The sequence below is a fragment of the Arhodomonas sp. KWT2 genome (genome assembly GCF_041949875.1).
GTDB classification, from domain to species: Bacteria; Pseudomonadota; Gammaproteobacteria; order Nitrococcales; family Nitrococcaceae; genus Arhodomonas; species Arhodomonas aquaeolei.
In genome coordinates, this window is the sequence record NZ_JBHFPQ010000049.1 from 127085 (window position 1) to 143387 (window position 16303).

Annotated in this window: 16 protein-coding genes; 10 read left to right on the forward strand and 6 right to left on the reverse strand. The window is 71.3% G+C overall.

From position 1 onward, the window contains the following. Positions 1–134: 134 nt before the first annotated feature. On the reverse strand, positions 135–1040 hold the full coding sequence (locus ACEZHJ_RS12955; protein ID WP_163140492.1) for a GGDEF domain-containing protein: 906 nt from the start codon (positions 1038–1040) through the stop codon (positions 135–137). Positions 1041–1468: 428 nt separating this feature from the next. Between ACEZHJ_RS12955 and ACEZHJ_RS12960 the strand changes: the two genes are divergently transcribed. Both ACEZHJ_RS12960 and ACEZHJ_RS12965 read left to right on the forward strand, forming a co-directional pair. Beyond that, entirely contained in the window at positions 1469–2416 is a 948-nt protein-coding gene (locus ACEZHJ_RS12960; RefSeq protein ID WP_205599831.1) for a DMT family transporter, read from the forward strand. 1 nt (position 2417) lies between these two features. Continuing rightward, positions 2418–3272: a bifunctional transcriptional activator/DNA repair enzyme AdaA gene (locus tag ACEZHJ_RS12965; RefSeq protein ID WP_375036593.1), complete on the forward strand. Its 855-nt coding sequence runs from the start codon at positions 2418–2420 to the stop codon at positions 3270–3272. Positions 3273–3330: 58 nt separating this feature from the next. On the opposite strand, the gene ACEZHJ_RS12970 is transcribed toward ACEZHJ_RS12965, so the two are convergent. Further along, positions 3331–3867: a DUF6624 domain-containing protein gene (locus ACEZHJ_RS12970; protein ID WP_375036594.1), complete on the reverse strand. Its 537-nt coding sequence runs from the start codon at positions 3865–3867 to the stop codon at positions 3331–3333. Positions 3868–3909: 42 nt separating this feature from the next. Then, on the reverse strand, positions 3910–4551 hold the full coding sequence (locus ACEZHJ_RS12975; protein ID WP_163140488.1) for a LysE family translocator: 642 nt from the start codon (positions 4549–4551) through the stop codon (positions 3910–3912). A 169-nt stretch (positions 4552–4720) separates the two neighbouring features. Here ACEZHJ_RS12975 and ACEZHJ_RS12980 point away from each other — a divergent pair, with 169 nt between their 5' ends. The 7 genes from ACEZHJ_RS12980 to ACEZHJ_RS13010 all read left to right on the forward strand — a co-directional run bounded on the left by ACEZHJ_RS12980 (position 4721) and on the right by ACEZHJ_RS13010 (position 11774). Continuing rightward, positions 4721–5611 carry an ABC transporter substrate-binding protein gene (locus ACEZHJ_RS12980; protein ID WP_163140486.1) on the forward strand — a complete coding sequence of 297 codons (891 nt, stop codon included), beginning with the start codon at positions 4721–4723 and terminating at the stop codon, positions 5609–5611. Beyond that, the gene (locus ACEZHJ_RS12985) at positions 5598–6659 is read left to right on the forward strand and encodes an iron ABC transporter permease (RefSeq protein WP_259201506.1); all 1062 of its coding nucleotides are present in this window, start codon (positions 5598–5600) and stop codon (positions 6657–6659) included. The genes ACEZHJ_RS12980 and ACEZHJ_RS12985 overlap by 14 nt, the downstream gene beginning before the upstream one ends. 1 nt (position 6660) lies before the next feature. Further along, complete coding sequence (locus tag ACEZHJ_RS12990; protein WP_259201507.1) at positions 6661–7428, forward strand: heme ABC transporter ATP-binding protein; 768 nt, start codon at positions 6661–6663, stop codon at positions 7426–7428. Between the two features lie 53 nt (positions 7429–7481). Beyond that, positions 7482–8111: an O-methyltransferase gene (locus tag ACEZHJ_RS12995; protein ID WP_375036595.1), complete on the forward strand. Its 630-nt coding sequence runs from the start codon at positions 7482–7484 to the stop codon at positions 8109–8111. A gap of 94 nt (positions 8112–8205) precedes the next feature. Continuing rightward, positions 8206–10209, forward strand: a complete 2004-nt coding sequence (locus ACEZHJ_RS13000; RefSeq protein ID WP_375036596.1) for a TonB-dependent receptor domain-containing protein — start codon at positions 8206–8208, stop codon at positions 10207–10209. Positions 10210–10303: 94 nt separating this feature from the next. Continuing rightward, entirely contained in the window at positions 10304–10864 is a 561-nt protein-coding gene (locus ACEZHJ_RS13005; RefSeq protein ID WP_375036597.1) for a PadR family transcriptional regulator, read from the forward strand. A 208-nt stretch (positions 10865–11072) separates the two neighbouring features. Further along, a complete protein-coding gene (locus ACEZHJ_RS13010; RefSeq protein WP_375036598.1) occupies positions 11073–11774 on the forward strand; it encodes a response regulator in 702 nt (233 codons plus the stop codon). An 8-nt stretch (positions 11775–11782) separates the two neighbouring features. Here the strand turns inward: ACEZHJ_RS13010 and ACEZHJ_RS13015 are convergent, their stop codons facing one another. Further along, complete coding sequence (locus tag ACEZHJ_RS13015) at positions 11783–12157, reverse strand: hypothetical protein (RefSeq protein WP_259201510.1); 375 nt, start codon at positions 12155–12157, stop codon at positions 11783–11785. A gap of 445 nt (positions 12158–12602) precedes the next feature. Between ACEZHJ_RS13015 and ACEZHJ_RS13020 the strand changes: the two genes are divergently transcribed. Beyond that, entirely contained in the window at positions 12603–14456 is a 1854-nt protein-coding gene (locus tag ACEZHJ_RS13020; RefSeq protein WP_375036599.1) for a diguanylate cyclase domain-containing protein, read from the forward strand. Between the two features lie 586 nt (positions 14457–15042). Here the strand turns inward: ACEZHJ_RS13020 and ACEZHJ_RS13025 are convergent. Continuing rightward, positions 15043–15282 carry a hypothetical protein gene (locus tag ACEZHJ_RS13025; RefSeq protein ID WP_163142773.1) on the reverse strand — a complete coding sequence of 80 codons (240 nt, stop codon included), beginning with the start codon at positions 15280–15282 and terminating at the stop codon, positions 15043–15045. A 15-nt stretch (positions 15283–15297) separates the two neighbouring features. Next, on the reverse strand, positions 15298–16263 hold the full coding sequence (locus ACEZHJ_RS13030) for a ketopantoate reductase family protein (protein ID WP_375036600.1): 966 nt from the start codon (positions 16261–16263) through the stop codon (positions 15298–15300). Positions 16264–16303 lie beyond the last annotated feature (40 nt).

The following is a 16303-nucleotide window of genomic DNA, read 5'->3' on the forward strand; positions in this document are numbered from 1 at the left end:
TCGGATTCTCCGCAACGGTGGTGCGTCCGTCCAGCGCGCCGCACGCCGTGCCCGTGATGGTCCTACGGACGCATTGTTCCACGCGTGTCGCAGGGCCGCCGGATGCCGGGCTGATGTTTCCGGCCACGGTCCATTTACTGACAGGCGGAATAGCCGGCGCGTATGTGCTCCGGCCACGCATTGTCGGCCTCGATGACGCGGAATGCCACTGTGCCCTTGCCGTGGTGTTTGACGTCGTACATCAGGGCGTCGGCGGTCGTCATTGCGGCCTCCGGGTACATGCGGGTGTTGCGCAGGGTGACGACGCCGATGCTGCAACCGACGTCCCAGTCGTTGCTGGTGAATACCTCGTGGAGCGTCGCGTTCAGGCGGTTGATGAGCTGCTTCGCGCCGCCGGCGTCCGTGCGTGGCAGGATCAGGGCGAACTCGTCGCCGCCGAGGCGGCCGGCGGCGTCGGAGGCACGAAGCGAGCGGGTGAGGGCGTCACCGATGCTCCACAGCAGGCGGTCGCCCTCGGCATGGCCGCGGCTGTCGTTCAGCAGCTTGAAGTCGTCCACGTCGATGTAGGCCAGGGTGATGGGGTCGCTGTGGCGGCGGGCCAGCGCGAGGTCGCGGCGTAGCTGGTCGTTGAATGCCCGCCGCACCAGCAGCCCCGTGAGGCCGTCGACGCGGGCAAGCTGCCGCTGGGCGTTGAAGCTCGTGCGCAGCGCATCCAGCAGCACGCCGGTGATGACGAAGAAGACCAGGCGGACGACGGTGTTCCACACCGCGATCGCCTCCGGTGCGGGCTGACGGCCGGCGGCGGTGTCGGCGACGTACCAGGAGGTGCAGCACAGTGCCGCGATAATCACGGTGGCCAGCCGGCCCTTGTACCACGCCGCCAGGGCGACCGGGGCCAGGTAGAACTCGGAGACCGAGACCTCGTAGCCGGTGACGTAGTCGAGCACGCCGATCAGCGCGACGCCGGCGAGGGCCAGCGACATGACACCAACGGTGCCGAGGCGGGCGAGGGGGCGGTTCAGGGCGGCTACGACAGACATGCGGTTTCTCTCGTGTCGGTATTCCGGATGTGTCGTCCCTGCGGTGGTTGTCCGTTGTCGACCCGGATTCGGCCGATTATCCGTGATCATACAGGCATGCCAGCGTCCGGGGCGTCGGTGGTGTCCGAAATCGGGCCAGGGGGCCTGCCGGCTGCCGCGGACGGGACGCGTGGCACGTCCACCTGGAGGGACCCGGAACGTGGGAACGCGCCCGGTCGGTGACCGGGCCGGACAAATCCGGGTGGGTATGGCCCCGAGTCCTGGTAGTCCGCCCCGGCTCCAGGGTCGTCATGAGCCGAATGCCTGTTCCCCGGCGTAGTGGCTCCGGGGAAATCGGTTGCCACGAATTGCCTGTGCCAAACCGGGATGTGGCGTCACGGCCACCGCCGCATGCTCCCGCTCAGGACCACAGACGGGAGCACTCGACGATGACGTCATCCACGATCACGCCGCGCATGAACGCCGCCGCCTGGGGGATGCTGCTGGCCCTGTCGGTGCTGTGGGGCGGCTCGTTCTTCTTCGTTGAAGTGGCGGTCGACGCCATCCCACCTTTGACGCTGGTACTGCTGCGGGTCGGCGGCTGTGCCGTCGTGCTGTGGGCCGTGGCGCTGGCCGGCGGTGGCGGGATGCCGCGCCGGGCCGGCGTCTGGCGGGCCTTCCTGGTGATGGGGCTGCTCAACAACGCGTTGCCCTTCAGCCTGATCGTGTGGGGGCAGGCGCACCTGTCGTCCAGTCTCGCCGCCATACTCAACGCCACGACGCCGCTGTTCACGGTGGTGGTGGCCGGCCTGGTGCTGGCGGACGAGCGCCTGACGCCGGGCCGGGTGGCCGGCGTGGGGCTCGGGTTCCTGGGCGTGGTCGTGCTCGTGGGGGAGGGTGCGTGGGGCGGCGGTAACGCCTGGCCCTATCTCGCCTGCCTGGCCGGGGCGGTGTCCTATGCCTGCGCCGGGGTCTTTGGCCGGCGGTTCCGGCGGCTCGGGGTGACGCCGTTGCAGACGGCGGCGGGGCAGGTGACCGGCTCCACCGCCCTGCTGGCGCCGGTCGCGCTGACAGTGGATCACCCGTGGACGCTGCCGGTCCCGTCGGTGGCGGTCGTGGGCGCCGTGGCGGGACTCGTGGTGCTGTCGACGGCGCTGGCCTATCTTCTCTACTTCCGCATCCTGGCGGTGGCGGGGGCGACGAACCTGCTGCTGGTGACCTTCCTCATCCCCGTGAGCGCGATCCTGCTCGGGGTGGGGATCCTGGGGGAGCGCCTCGGTTTGCGGGACGTCGCCGGCATGGCGATCATCGGTCTTGGCCTCGCGGCCGTGGACGGCCGTCCGGCCCGCTGGCTGCGCAGAGTCGCCGCGGGCGGACGTGGGGAGGAGGGCACCTGAGATGACCCGGAAGGACGTTGCCACGGATGACGGACGCTGGCGTGCCGTCATCGGCAACGACACGGCCGCCGACGGCCGGTTTATCTACGCCGTGCGCACGACCGGTATCTACTGCCGGCCCTCCTGCCGCTCCAGGCCGCCGCGGCGCGGCAACGTGGCCTATTTCGATACCCCCGCGGACGCCGAGGCCGCCGGATTCCGCCCCTGCAAGCGCTGCCGCCCGGCGGGCGGCGCCGATCCGGCGTCGGGCGCCCTGGTGGCCGCCTGCCGCGTTCTTGAGCAGGCCGAGAGGGAGCCGGCGCTGGAGGAGCTCGCCGGCCGCGTCGGCCTGACGCCCGCCCGGCTGCGCCGCCTGTTCCAGGCCCGCCTCGGTATTACCCCCAAGGGCTACGCCAAGGCGCTCAAGGCCCGGCGTCTGGCGCAGAGGCTGAAGGCCGGGGCGATGGTGACGGAGGCCCTGTACGAGGCCGGCTACGGCGCCCCCAGCCGCGCCTACGAGGCCGTCGCGCAGCGGCTCGGCATGACACCTACCGTCTACGCCGGGGGCGGGCAGGGGGAAAGCATCCGCTACGCCGTCGTCCCCTGTGCCCTCGGCCGTCTGCTGGTGGCGGTGACGGAACGCGGCCTGTGCGCCGTGGCGCTGGGCGCCGGCGATGCGGAGGTGGCAGCGTGCCTGCGCGCCCGGTTCCCGAAGGCGGTGTTGACGGAGGACAGGGCCGGTCTCGCCGCCATGGTCAGGGCTGTCGCCGCCCGTGCCACCGTGCCCCGCGCCGGTCCCGACCTGCCGCCGGATATCCTGGGTACCGCCTTCCGGGAACGGATACGCACCGGACTCGGCCACGTTACGGCGGGGTAGACGCCCCCCTCCTGAGCGCGATGGCGGCAGGTGCGCCGTGTGGGGCGCGCGAGCCCGTCTACTCCCCGGACGCCCCGTCGGGCCGGTAACGCCGCTGGATGCGTGCCGTCGCCTCGGCGAGGGCGTCCAGTCCCAGGGCGCGGCGGCGCTCGTCGACGCCGGCCGGGTCCTCGATGGGCAGCGGGTAGGCGCGGCCGTCGGCGTCGAAGTCGTGCTGCGTGCCGTAGCACTGGGGCCGGCCGGCCATTGTCCGCAGGCGGTCCTCCAGGTAGGCGAGGCACCAGCCCTCGGCATCGTCGTCGTCGACGGCCGCGGCGAGCAGGGGCCGGGCGCGCTCCATGAGCCCGGGATCGAGCACGGCGTGCTGGACGATCAGCCACGCCGCGCGGGCGCCGTCCTCGCCCACGAGACGTTGCCCCGGCCAGCCGTGGGCGTCGAGGAGGGCGTGCATGCGGGCGTTGTTGCGTTCGTGCACGGCCCGCATACGCGGGTGATAGGCGTGGCGTTCGAGCTCGCCGGTCTCGATCAGTGTCTGCAGGCGGTCCTGGTCGGCGGCCTGCATCGTCAGCAGCTCGCGGCGAAGGGCGTCATTCATGCCCGCCCCGTATCCCCGTGGCGCCGGCCGCGTTGATGCCGCTCAGCCACGGCTGGCGGTGGCGAGCCGTATGCCCAGCGCGACGAACAGCGAGCCGAGCGCCCGGTCCATCCAGCGGCCGAGGCGCGGGCTCGACTTCAGTGCCCGCGCGAGGCGTCCGCCGGCCAGGACCAGCAGCGGCTCGACCAGCGCGGCCACGGCGATGATGAGGCTGCCGTGGAGGAATAGCTGGGCGCTCGCCGGCCCGGCGCCCGCGGTGACGAACTGGGGCAGAAAGGCCAGGAAGAACACCGCCACCTTCGGATTCAGTGCCGCGACCAGGACGCCCCGGCGCAGCACGGCCGTCGCCGTCACGGTGGCGGGGGCAGGTGCCGTGTCGGCATCGCCGGCGGCCTCGCCGCGCCAGGCGCTCAGGCCGAGCCAGATCAGGTAGGCCGCACCGATCCACTTGACCACGGAGAAGGCGGTGGCGGAGGCCGCGAGTATCGCGGACAGCCCCAGTGCGGCGAGCAGCACGTGCAGGAACGCGCCGATCCAGACGCCGAACATCGCGGCGAAGCCCTTGCGGACGCCGTGCCGGGCGGCCTGGCCGACGATGAAGGCCATGTCCGGTCCGGGGGTGAGGTTGAGCAGCACGGCGGCGCTGAGGAACGCGAGCCAGTGCGCGAGGGTGTAGTCGAACATGGCGTCTTCCGGGCGGCACGTCCGGCGCCGCGGTCTCTGGTTCGGGGAAGCACTAGGCTGCCTGCTCGCGGTGGAAAAGGGAACGGGCCCGGGCCCTCTTTTTATCTCGCAATTGACAACGATTCGCATTCAACATATCGTACGATAAATTGACCCGAAGGGCTGGATCATGCGCCGCATCTCACACGCCACCTCCTGCCGACGGCCGCGTATTGACGCGGCCGCGCTCTGTGCAGCCCTGGCGATGCTGCTCGTCTCCGCGCTGCCCGCCGGGGCGGCCCCGGCAAACCGCATCGCCGTGCTCGACCCGGGCCACGCGGAGATCCTCACGGCCCTCGGCCTGGGGGACGCGCTGGTGCTGGTGCCGGAGGACCCGGCGCTCGCCGGCCGCGTGCCGGCGGCGGCGCGTTACCACCGTATGCCGTCCGCGGAGGGGCTGCTCGCCCAGCGCCCGGACCTGCTGATCGGCGGCAATCCCGCCCGGGACCGGGAACTCATGACCCAGGCGGACCGGTTGGGCATCGACAGTGCCATGATCCCGCGGACGCTGCCGGCGCCGGCGCGCATCGGCCGCATCGCCGGGCGTGTCGGGCGCGAGGCCCGGGGGCGCGAGCTCGTCGCGGGTATCGAGGCGGACTACGCCGCGGCGCGGGAGATCGTCGACGGCGCCGCCCCCGTGCGCGTGCTCCACGTCTCCAGCAGCGGGGCGGGGAGCAGCGGCGCCGTGACCGGCGCGGGGGCCGGGACCTCGGCGGACGGGCTCATCCGGCGCGCCGGCGGCGTCAACGTCGGGGCCGAGGCGGGCCTGGAGCGTTACCAGAGCCTGAGCGCGGAGGGTGTGATCGCCATGGCGCCGGAGGCGGTGCTGGTCTCCCGCCAGGAACTGGCCGCCCTGGGCGGACGTACCGGTATCTGGCAGCGGGTGTCCGGGCTGGCCCATACCCCGGCGGCGGCAGACCGGCGCCTGATCGTGCTCGGCCACAGCGCCGTGAAGTTCGACGCGGTGACCAGCGGCGAGGCCACCCTGATGCTGGCGAGGGCGCTCCATGGCGACGACTGATGGCGTCACCGGCGGACCCTGGCCGGGCCGTGGGCGCCCGCCGGTCGTCGCGCTCTACGCGGGGCTGACCCTCGCCATCGCCGCGGGGCTGGCCGCGGCGGTCTCCACCGGCGTGGTCGCGGTGGACGCGGGCCGGCTGCTGGCGGTGATGCTCTCGCCGCTGGAGGCGGCGGAGGGCCAGCCCGTCGCCCACGCGGTGTTCTGGGACCTGCGCCTGCCGCGGGCGCTCATGGCACTGCTGGTCGGGGGTTCGCTGGCGATGGCGGGGGCGGCGATGCAGGGGCTGTTCGGCAACCCGCTGGCCGACCCGGGCATCGTCGGGGTCAGCAGCGGGGCGTCGCTGGGCGCGGTCCTCGTCATCGTCATGCAGATCAACGTGCTCGGGAGCTGGACGCTGCCGGCGGGGGCGTTCCTGAGCGGCTTCGTGACCACCTGGCTGATCTACCTGCTGGCGCGGCCCTCGCAGACCGGTGGCGATAACGCACGGCTGCTGCTGATCGGGATCGCGATAAACAGCATCGCCGGCGCGCTCACCGGCTATCTCACCTACCTTGCCAGCGTCGAGCAGCTCGAGAGCCTGCTGTTCTGGTCCATGGGCTCGCTCTCCCGGGTGGCGTGGGCGCCGGTGTTCACCATCGCGCCGCTGGCCGTCGCCGGGCTCGTGCTGCTGCGCCGTCAGGCGGTGCCCCTGGACCTGCTCGCCCTGGGCGAGCGCCAGGCCCAGCACGCCGGGGTCGACGTGCGCCGCCTGCGCCGTCGGCTGATCGCGCTCACCGCGCTGCTCACCGCCGCGGCGGTGGCGTTCACCGGCACCATCGGGTTCGTCGGGCTGGTGGTCCCGCACCTGGTGCGCACCGTCATCGGCCCGGGCCACCGCCACCTGCTGCCGTTCAGCGCCATGGGCGGGGGCCTGCTGCTGATGCTCGCCGATATCGGCGCGCGCTCGCTGGACCCGCCGAACGAGATCCCCATCGGCATCCTCACCGCGACCCTGGGCGGGCCGTTCTTCCTGTGGCTGGTCTCGCGCCGGCAGGCGGCGGGGGGCTGAGATGCTGGAGATCGAGGACGTGAGCCTGCGCATCGACGACCGCGAGCTGCTGCGCGACGTCTCGCTGGCGTGTCCCGGCGGGAGCCTGACCGCGCTGATCGGGCCCAACGGTGCCGGCAAGTCGACCCTGCTCGGGCTGATGGCGGGGGACCGCGCGCCCACCGGTGGCGCCGTACGCCTGGCCGGGCGGCCGCTGGCGGAGTACGGGGTGCGCGAGCTCGCCGGGCTGCGTGCGGTGATGCCCCAGGACAGCGTGCTGCGCTTCGCCTACCGAGTCGACGACGTCGTGCGCATGGGCCGCGCCCTGCGCGACCTGCCGCCGGAGGAGGACGAGGCGAGCGTGCACACGGCGATGGCGGAGGTGGAGATCGCCCCGCTCGCCGCGCGCAACGCGCTGACCCTCTCCGGCGGCGAGCAGGCACGCACCACGTTCGCGCGGGTGCGGGTGCAGTCGACGCCGGTACTGCTGCTCGACGAGCCCACGGCGGCGTTGGACCTGCGCCACCAGGAGCGGCTGCTGTCGCTGGCCGCGGACTGGGCGGCGGCGGGGCACTGCGTGGTCGCCGTGATGCACGACCTCAACCTGGCCGCCGCCCACGCCGACCACCTGGTGCTCCTGGACCAGGGGCGGGTCGCCGCCCAGGGCACGCCGTGGGACGTCCTCCGGGCCGGGCAGCTCCGGCGGGTCTACCGCCAGCCCGTGTGCGTGCTGCCGCACCCCGAACGCGACTGCCCGGTGGTGGTGACCACCGGCGACGGTCCGCCGTAACCCCAAGCAATCCACCCACCCGTGCGGGCCGGAGGGCCCGGGAGTTCACAGCCATGACCGCCACCATCGACAGCGACAGAGTCACCCGGGTGCTGGCCCGGGAACACGCCGCGGCGCGTGCCCAGCGCGACGCCCGGCGCCGTGCCGGGCCGGACGCCCCGTTCGATCGCAGCGAGGCGTATCTCGCGATCGGCCCGGACCAGGGGGCGACGCTCTACATGCTCGTCCGTGCCGCCGGGGCGCGGCGGATCGTCGAATTCGGCAGCTCGTTCGGCATCTCCACGCTCTACCTCGCCGCCGCCGCGGCGGACAACGAGGGCCACGTCACCGGCAGCGAGCGTTACGACAACAAGCGCGCCCACGCGCTCGCCAGCCTGGAGGAGGCGGGGCTCGCACGCCACGCGGAGATCCGCGCGGGGGACGCCCTGGAGAGCCTGACCGGCGTCGAGGGGCCCCTCGACTTCGTCTTCCTGGACGGCGACAAGTCCGCCTACCGCGAGGTGCTGGACGCGCTCACGCCGCGGCTGCGTACCGGGGCGTGGGTGGTCGCGGACAACCTCGACCACTTCGACGGCGAGCCGGGGGACTTCCGGCACTTCATCACCCATTCGCCGGAGCGGTTCACCACGCGGCTGATCGCCGTGGGGCCGGGCCAGTTCAGCGTCTCCCGGTTCCGGGGGTAGGCCGGCGGGGCGCCGCCCGGACCTGCCCGGGCGGCGCCCATCCAGCCCCGTCAGGGGCGTGAGAAACAACACCATCGATCAAGGGGGTTCAGTGATGGCGTTCAACGCGATCAACAGGTTCCGTGTGTCCGGAGCAAACCGCACCGGTGGCATGTCGCTGTGCATGGCCGCCGCGTGTCTCGCCGGCGGCGAGGCCCTGGCGCAGCAGTCCGGCGGCGAGGTGCCGACGGTGACGGTCACCTCCTCGTCCGCCTCGGGGCACGCGGTGGACCGGGCCAACGCGCCCGCCAGCGTCTCGGTGATCACCCGCGAGGAGCTGGAGGACCGCTCCTACCGGGACATCACCGACGCGCTGCAGGGCGTGCCCGGGGTCTACGTCAACGACGGCCCGTCCAGCAAGGGCGGCACGGGGGAGATCTCGATCCGGGGCATGGACCCGAAATACACGCTGATCATGGTCGACGGCCAGCCCCAGGGCTCGGACCAGGCCTACTACAACGGCTTCGGTTCCGGTGCGGAGTACGGCTGGCTGCCGCCGATCTCGGCGATCGAGCGCATCGAGGTGATCCGCGGGCCGATGTCGTCGGTGTACGGCTCCGGCGGTCTCGGCGGCATCATCAACGTGATCACCCGTGACACGCCGGCGCGCTGGGGCGGCTCGTTCACCCTGCAGGGCACGGCCCAGGAGAACGAGGACGCCGGCGACCGGGGGCAGGGCGACTACTACGTCAGCGGGCCGATCATCGACGATCACCTTGCGGTGTCGGTCTTCGGCTCGACGTTCCGCCGCAACGAGGACGACATCGATAACGGCTACCGGGAGTACGACCGCGACGACACCACCGCGCGGGTGAAGTGGTCGCCGAACGAGGCGAACGACGTCTCCGTGGAGGCCGGCTACGCCACCCAGGACACGGAGGGCCACGCCGACCTCACCGGCAGCGACTCCGAGCTGGAGACGGTGCGCCGCCACCAGAGCGTCTCCCACGACCTCGCCTGGGGCGGCGGCGTGCGCACCAGCAGCTACGTCCAGCACGCGGAGATGGAGAACCTGACCCAGGAATCGCTCTACGAGCGCACCACCGGCAACACCCGGACCGTGCTCCCCCTCGCCAGCCACCTGCTCACCGTGGGTGCGCAGTACCGCGTGCAGGAGACGGAGAACCCGGTCCGCGCCCAGGAGCACTCGAACCTGGAGCGCTGGGACATGGCGCTGTTCGCCGAGGACGAGTGGATGCTCGGCGAGAGCTTCTCGCTGACCACCGGCGCACGCTGGGTGCGTGACGAGAACTACGGCAACGAGCTCGTACCCCGCCTCTACGGCGTCTACATGGCCAGTCCCCGGCTGACCGTGAAGGGTGGCGTGAGCGCCGCCTACCGCACGCCGGACCTCAAGGAGGGCGACTCCAACTGGGTCGAGGGCGGCGGTGGTCCGCGCCGCGACGGTGCCGACGTCGGCAACTCCGCTCTCGAGCCCGAGGAGAGCATCACCTACGAGCTCGCGGCCCTGTGGCGGGGCTACGACGGCGTGGAGGCGGGCGTGACCGTGTTCTACACGGACTACGACAACAAGATCGAGAAGCCGACCATCTGCGACATCGATCAGGGCGATCCGTCCTGCACCTACCTGGGCGAGGACTACGAGATGATCGCGCAGTACCGCAACGTCAGCGAGGCCCACGTCCAGGGCGCGGAGCTCAGCCTGGGCTTCCCCGTGGGTGAGCGCGTGGAGGTGAACATGAGCTACACCTTCACGGACAGCGAGCAGGACTCCGGTGACAATGCCGGCCATCCGCTCGACAACCAGCCCCGCCACCGCGCCGTCCTGGGCGTGAACTACCGGGCCAGCGAGGCCGCCCGGCTGTGGGCGAAGGCCCGCTACAAGGGCACCGCGGAGCAGGTCGTCGGCCGCGGCGGACTGAGCGAGGCGTACCCGAGCTACACCCTCGTGGACGCGGGCATGAGCTACCGGGTCAGCGACCGTGTACGGCTGTTCGGCGGCATCTACAACCTGCTGGACAAGGAGATCGCCTACGAGGACTACAACCGCGTGCTCGACGGCCGTCGTTACAACGCCGGCGTGACGGTGTCGTTCTGAGCGCCGGCGGCGCCCCCGGGCTGCGGCGGGCGCCGCCGTGTTACCCTCGCCCGCGTATCACTGGCGAGACACGACAGCGGCGGGCAGGCGCACGATGACAGCGAGCACGAGGCCGGACCTTCCCATGGGCATGCCCGCCGCCCGCAAGCTCTCGGGCGACGAGCTCGGCCTCGTGCTCCTCACCCTGCTGGCGGACGCCGACGGTTACGGCACCGAGCTCGGCGACCGCATCGAATACCTCTCCGGGGGCTTCTACCGCCCCAGTCCCGGCAGCCTCTATCCCGTGCTCACCGCCCTCGGCCGCGACGGTTACGTCGCCCAGCAGCGCGAGGGCCGGCGCAAGTACTACCGCCTCACCGACCGTGGCCGTGACTATCGGCGGGAACACGCCGGGACCGCCGAGCGCGTCGTCGCCCGGCTGGAGCGGGCCGGGCGCAAGTACCGTGCGCTGCGTCAGGCCATGGCGGATATCGCGGATAGCGACGAGGAAGGCGCCAGCCTTGCCCAGGACCTGCTGGAGGCGCGCATGGAACTCAAATCGATCCTCCACCGCAGCCTCGACCGGCCCCCGGCCGTTCAGCGCCGGATCGTCGCCCTGCTCGATGAGACCGCGGAACGGCTGAATGCCATCCTCGATGAGGCCCCGAAGGGGTAGGTCATCCCGCCGCGCTAAACTCCGGGTGAACGTTGCCGATGACTGAACTATCCAATATGAGGCGTGGTTCTCAGTCTTGATTACATCCGGGCGTTTCGGTAAACAGCATTCAGCTTACGACATTACACACTGAAACGGATCCGGAACCGGAAGGCGGCGCCGTGAATCCGGCACACGCAGGCGATCGCACAGAGACCTTGCTACCCGCATGAATGCCAGGAGTCAGCCACCCACCGCCGTGCCCGGCCTGCCCGCGGACATGCACCGTGTGCACGTGGTGCTCGCGGACGACCACGCCCTCGTGCGTGCCGGGCTGCGCCGCCTGCTCGAGCTGATCGACGGGGTGAGCGTAGTGGGCGAGGTCGGGGACGGCCGGACGCTGCTTCGCCTGCTCGACGACGTTCCCGCCGATGTTGTCCTCCTGGATGTCGAGATGCCCGGCATGAACGGCCTCGAGGTCCTGAGGCGGTTGCGCCGCGCGTATCCCGCCGTACCCGTGTTGATGGTTTCCATGCACGAGGAGGTCGCCACCGTGGCGCGTGCGTTACGGATCGGTGCCCGGGGGTTCCTGCTCAAGACCGCGCGCCCGGAGGAGCTCGAACGGGCGGTGCGCGCGGTTCACCGGGGACAGCGCTACCTCAGCGAGTCACTGTCCGCCGCGGAGGTGCAGGCCGAGCTCGACCGCATCGAGGCGGAGGAGGGCGATCCGCTGTCGCGGCTTACCGATCGGCAGAGGGAGGTCCTGCAGCTCATCGGCGAGGGCTACGGTACCCGGGCGATCGCCGAGCGTATGTTCGTCAGCGTGAAGACGGTCGAGACGCACCGGGCGGCGCTCCTCCAGCGCCTGGGCGTGCGCGACGTGATCGGGCTGGTGAAGACGGCGATTCGCCTTGGCCTCGTTCGGGTATAACCGCCACCTCAGCTCCCCGGACGTGCCACGACGGGCGGTGCCACCAGGGCGGCCTCTGCCTCGATCAGGCCGCTGGCGAGCATGAAAAGGCCCCACGGCCCGGTGGCCCCCGGCGCGGCCACCGGCTGCTGCGGCGGGTCCTGGTCACGCCGACCGAGGTAGATCGTGGCATCGGTGGCGCCGCGGGTTACGCCGAGGAAGCCCGCTGTCGCCCCCGGTTCCGACCAGTCGTCGAACGCTGCCGATACCGGATGGTTCGCGCCCTGCAGCGCCGCAAGGTAATCGACCCGCGAGTCGAGAACGTGCACGCGGCAGCCGTGTTCCCGGAACCAGGCAAGCCAGCGCCGGGCAAGCGCCCGCGCCCCGGTATGCAGTATGACCATGGTTCCCTCCTGGCCGTCCGTCGCGCGCGGGTCTGCGGGCATCGGTGGCGTGCCTCTTGTGTTTCTATTGGTCGTTGGTGCGGGCGAGGTGCCGCCGTACTGGCCCTGGCGGCCAAACAAACACAATAGGAGGCACCATGCCCGCTGCCTATCGGGGGAAACCTGAAATCCGGTCGGGTGGAACCAGGGATGCCTTGATGGCGATCCCGCCGCGTCTCGCCGGCATGTGTGCCCGATTTGGCATTTCCGCACGGTCGTGTTGCGTCACTGCTTTGACTGTGTCCCCGAGTGTCCTAAATGTTGCAGTGACGGTATCTGTTCAGGATCTCCGTCCGGGCAGATGCTGCTCCGGTGGCACGCAGGAACGCCCGGCTTTATCAGCGTCGGCGCAAGTGATGCGGCGCGCTCCTTCCGGTCTCCCGGGGCGGAGCGAGAGAAGACGGCGATGACAGACAGTATTGGTCCCGGTAACCGGCCGGGTGACACACCGGTCGGCGGTGACCGCCATATGGACCGGATCGCCACCCTGGGCGCCTGCCTGGCGGGGTGTGATGTGGCCCTGGTGATTCGCAGCGGTGACGACGGGTGTCTGGGCTGGGGGCGCTCCTGGCCCGGCGGGGACCTCCGCGCGGTGGATTACCCGCGCCTCGCTGCGGTGGTCCAGGCCGCGCCGACGGACGACGATGGCGTCGTCATGGCGGACGCGGCGGCCGCCCCCGAGGGCGATGTGACCGCTGTCGCCCTCAGGGGGATGGGGCTGGCTTTCGCCGCCCGTGTCCCGCTATCGATGGGGGGACGTATCTCGCTGATCCTGGCCGGCTGCCAGGCCGGGCCGCAGGGTTTGCCGGGGCATGTCGTCTGTGGCCTGCGTGTGCTCGGCGACCTCGTGCGTGACGGCGTGAATACCGCGGTAACGCCGCTCGCCATGCCGGCCTCGGGGCTCAGTGCGGATCTGATCCCGGTCATGAAGCGCGTGGTCGGCGTGGGGTTCGCATTCCTCGATGAGGACGGGGTCTTCCTGGACCTGAACGGATATGTCGCCCGTCTCCTCGGAGGCGAACCCGCCTCGCTAACCGGTAGCTCGTTCCTGGACCTCACGCCGGTGCATTACCGTGAAGACGTCGCGGAGAGCTTCCGGCGTGTCATTCACGACGGGCTGCGCGTGCGCGGGGAATGGCCGATCCTCACCACAGAGGGGGTGTTGCGACGTACCTCGGTGAGCAGCGAGCGGTTCGAGTACGGTGGCCGCCCGGTGTGTCTGTCCGTGATCGCCGACGTCACCCATCAGTACGCGGATCACGCCCTGCGCCAGGCACAGGCGAGGCTGCTTAAACAGGTGGTGCTGGAGAAGCCGCTGCCCGAGCTCCTGCGCGGTGTCGGCGAGGTGGTGCGCACCCATCGGCCCCGTGCCGGTGTGCTGGTGATGCACCGGCACAACGACGGACTCGACGTCGAGAGTGCGGTTGCCGGCAGTGACGGCACTCAGGCGTTCATCGATGCGCTGGCCACGGATGACACCCGCGCCCCATGGGCGACGTCCGTCACGAACAACCGTCAGGTGATGGCCGCGGATCTCGGGGCGGACGAGTGGCGCGGTGAATGCGCCCGGCTGGCCCGGCATTGCGGTGTCCGCGGGGTGTGGTGCTGGCCCCTGCGCGCACAGGACGGCGGCGCGCTGGGGTGCCTGGTGGTTCTGCTGGAGCGTACGGGACTGCCGGTGGAATGGGAGGCGGAGTTTCTCGACGAACTGTCCGACCTTACCGGCTTCGCCCTTGAACGCCAGGACCGCATCGAGGGGCTGCGCCGGAGCGCGCTCTACGACGATCTCACCGGCGCGGCCAACCGCACGCTGCTGGACGACCGGCTCGCCGCCCTGCGCGCCGGTGATGCCCGTGCCGGCAGCCGCACGGCGGTGCTGCTGCTCGACCTCGACGATTTCAAGGCGATCAACGACACCTATGGTCACGCCTGCGGTGATGAGCTGCTGGTTGCGGCGGTCGCGCGCATCCGCAAGGCCCTGCGCGCGGACGACACCGTGGCCCGGGTCGGCGGTGACGAGTTCGTGGTGGTGCTCGCGGACGCCGACGAGGCCACCGCACGCGGTGTTGCCGGCCGCGTGCTGGAGCAGTTCGACGAACCTGTCCAGCTCGGCACGCATTCGGTGGCCATACGCCCGAGCGTGGGCGCGGCCGTCGGTCCCGCTGGTGGCGGTGATCCCGAGGCGCTGCTCAAAGCGGCGGATCAGGCGATGTACAACGCCAAGCGCGCCGGAAAGGGAACCTATTACCTCAGCGCCTAGTAGACGCGCCGCCTCGAGTCAGGCCCTGGAGAGGCGGGTGCCGCCGGACAGCCTTGAGCGGGGATGTTGGCTGCCAGGAGCAGCCGACCTACCGCCACGTCATACCCCTCTCCCCTCGCGGGAGAAGGGTCGGGGGAGAGGGTTCTTCCAGGGACGGCGGGTCTTGTGGAATCGCTGTGCCGGATGCACTGCCGCGTAGGTTGGCTGCTCCTGGCAGCCAACATCCCGTCCCGCGATGCCGGCTGTGTCGATTGCCTTGAGCGGCCGGCGCCATAACCCCGATGTGCGTGCGTTCCGCCAGCGCTGCGCAGGGCAAGGCTCGAGTAGGTTGGCTGCTCCTGGCAGCCAACATCCCGTCCCGCGATGCCGGCTGTGTCGATTGCCTTGAGCGGCCGGCGCCATAACCCCGATGTGCGTGCGTTCCGCCAGCGCTGCGCAGGGCAAGGTTCGAGTAGGTTGGCTGCCCCTGGCAACCGACAGCCACGACGGTGTCGCCCGGGGTCGGTCACGAGGCTGGTTTGCCGATCGGCGTCTGGATCCTCCGGACCGTCGTGGCGGTGCTCGCGGTGTCCCTGTCCGCCGGGAACTAGCGCCACCGGACCGCCACGGCGCACACCACACTCCATGCCGCGGCGACGGCAGCGAGTGCGAAGACCGCGGTAGCGCTGTGTCCGAGCACATCCGGGAGGTTGGCGGGTATCGTCGGCGGGGGGCCGTCCAGGCCCGCGAGGGCGACGAGCAGGGCGAGTGCCCGCAGGATCACGCCGAGCACCGCCAGCGCCGCGGTGGTCAGCAGTGGTGTGCGTACGCCTGCACGGGCCGGCATCGTCCCGCCGTGGCCTCAGGCGACGGCGCCGCCGTCGGTGGACCAGATGCCCCGGTCGAGGAGGGCGGCAACCATTTCCGTGGCCGGGGCATCGCCGCCGAGGCGGCGCGCTCGCTCGATAACCGGGCCGCAGATGGCGTCCACCTCCAGCGGCCGGCCATGCTCACGGTCCACGAGCATGGAGGTCTTGATGGGGTCGAGGTCGTGGATGATGCCGAACATCTCCGCCACGTCCGTCTCGTCGAGCTCGACGCCGTCCGCCCGGGCCGCGGTGGCGGTCTCGCGCATGAGCCGCTTTACCACCGGCGCGATGCGCTCGTCGTGGGTCAGGCGCTGGCTGTCCCAGCCGGTGACCGCGGAGATCGGATTCACGCCGTTGTTGATGATGAGCTTGCGCCAGAGCTCGCGGCGGATGTCCGGTGTCTCCTGTACCGGCACGCCCGCCGCCTGCAGGGCCGCCATCAGGCGGGGCAGGAAGGCCGATGCCGGCCCCTCCGGTGCTTCGGCCCGGTTGGGCCAGATGCCCGCGGTGACCTGCCCGGGGCCGGTGGCCTCGATCACGCCGGGGGCGGTGACGTGGGTGCCGATGCGGATGGACAGGCCGCCGATCACCCGATCGGCGCCCAGGGCATCCGCAAGTACGGGTTCGTTGTCGACGCCGTTCTGCAGCGAGACGACGGGCACAGCGCCGGCCCCGGGCCACTCGGCCAGCGCGGCGGCGATCGCCGGTGTCGACGCGGACTTGGTCGCGAGCAGTACGCCGTCGACGCCGTGCGGATCCTCGGCCTGCAGGCCGGCGATATCCATGGCGGTCACCGGGGCCTCGAACCGGGACTCGGGGTGCTCGACGGTCAGGCCCCGCTCGCGCAGGGCGTCCAGCTGCTGCCCGCGGGCGATGGCGATGACCTCGTGGCCGGCCTGCAGCAGCCGTGCCGCGTAGAACCCCCCGATCCCGCCGATACCGATGATCGCGATGCGCATGTTCCCGCGTCCTCCCGTCGTCGTGCCCCGCCGGGCGGGG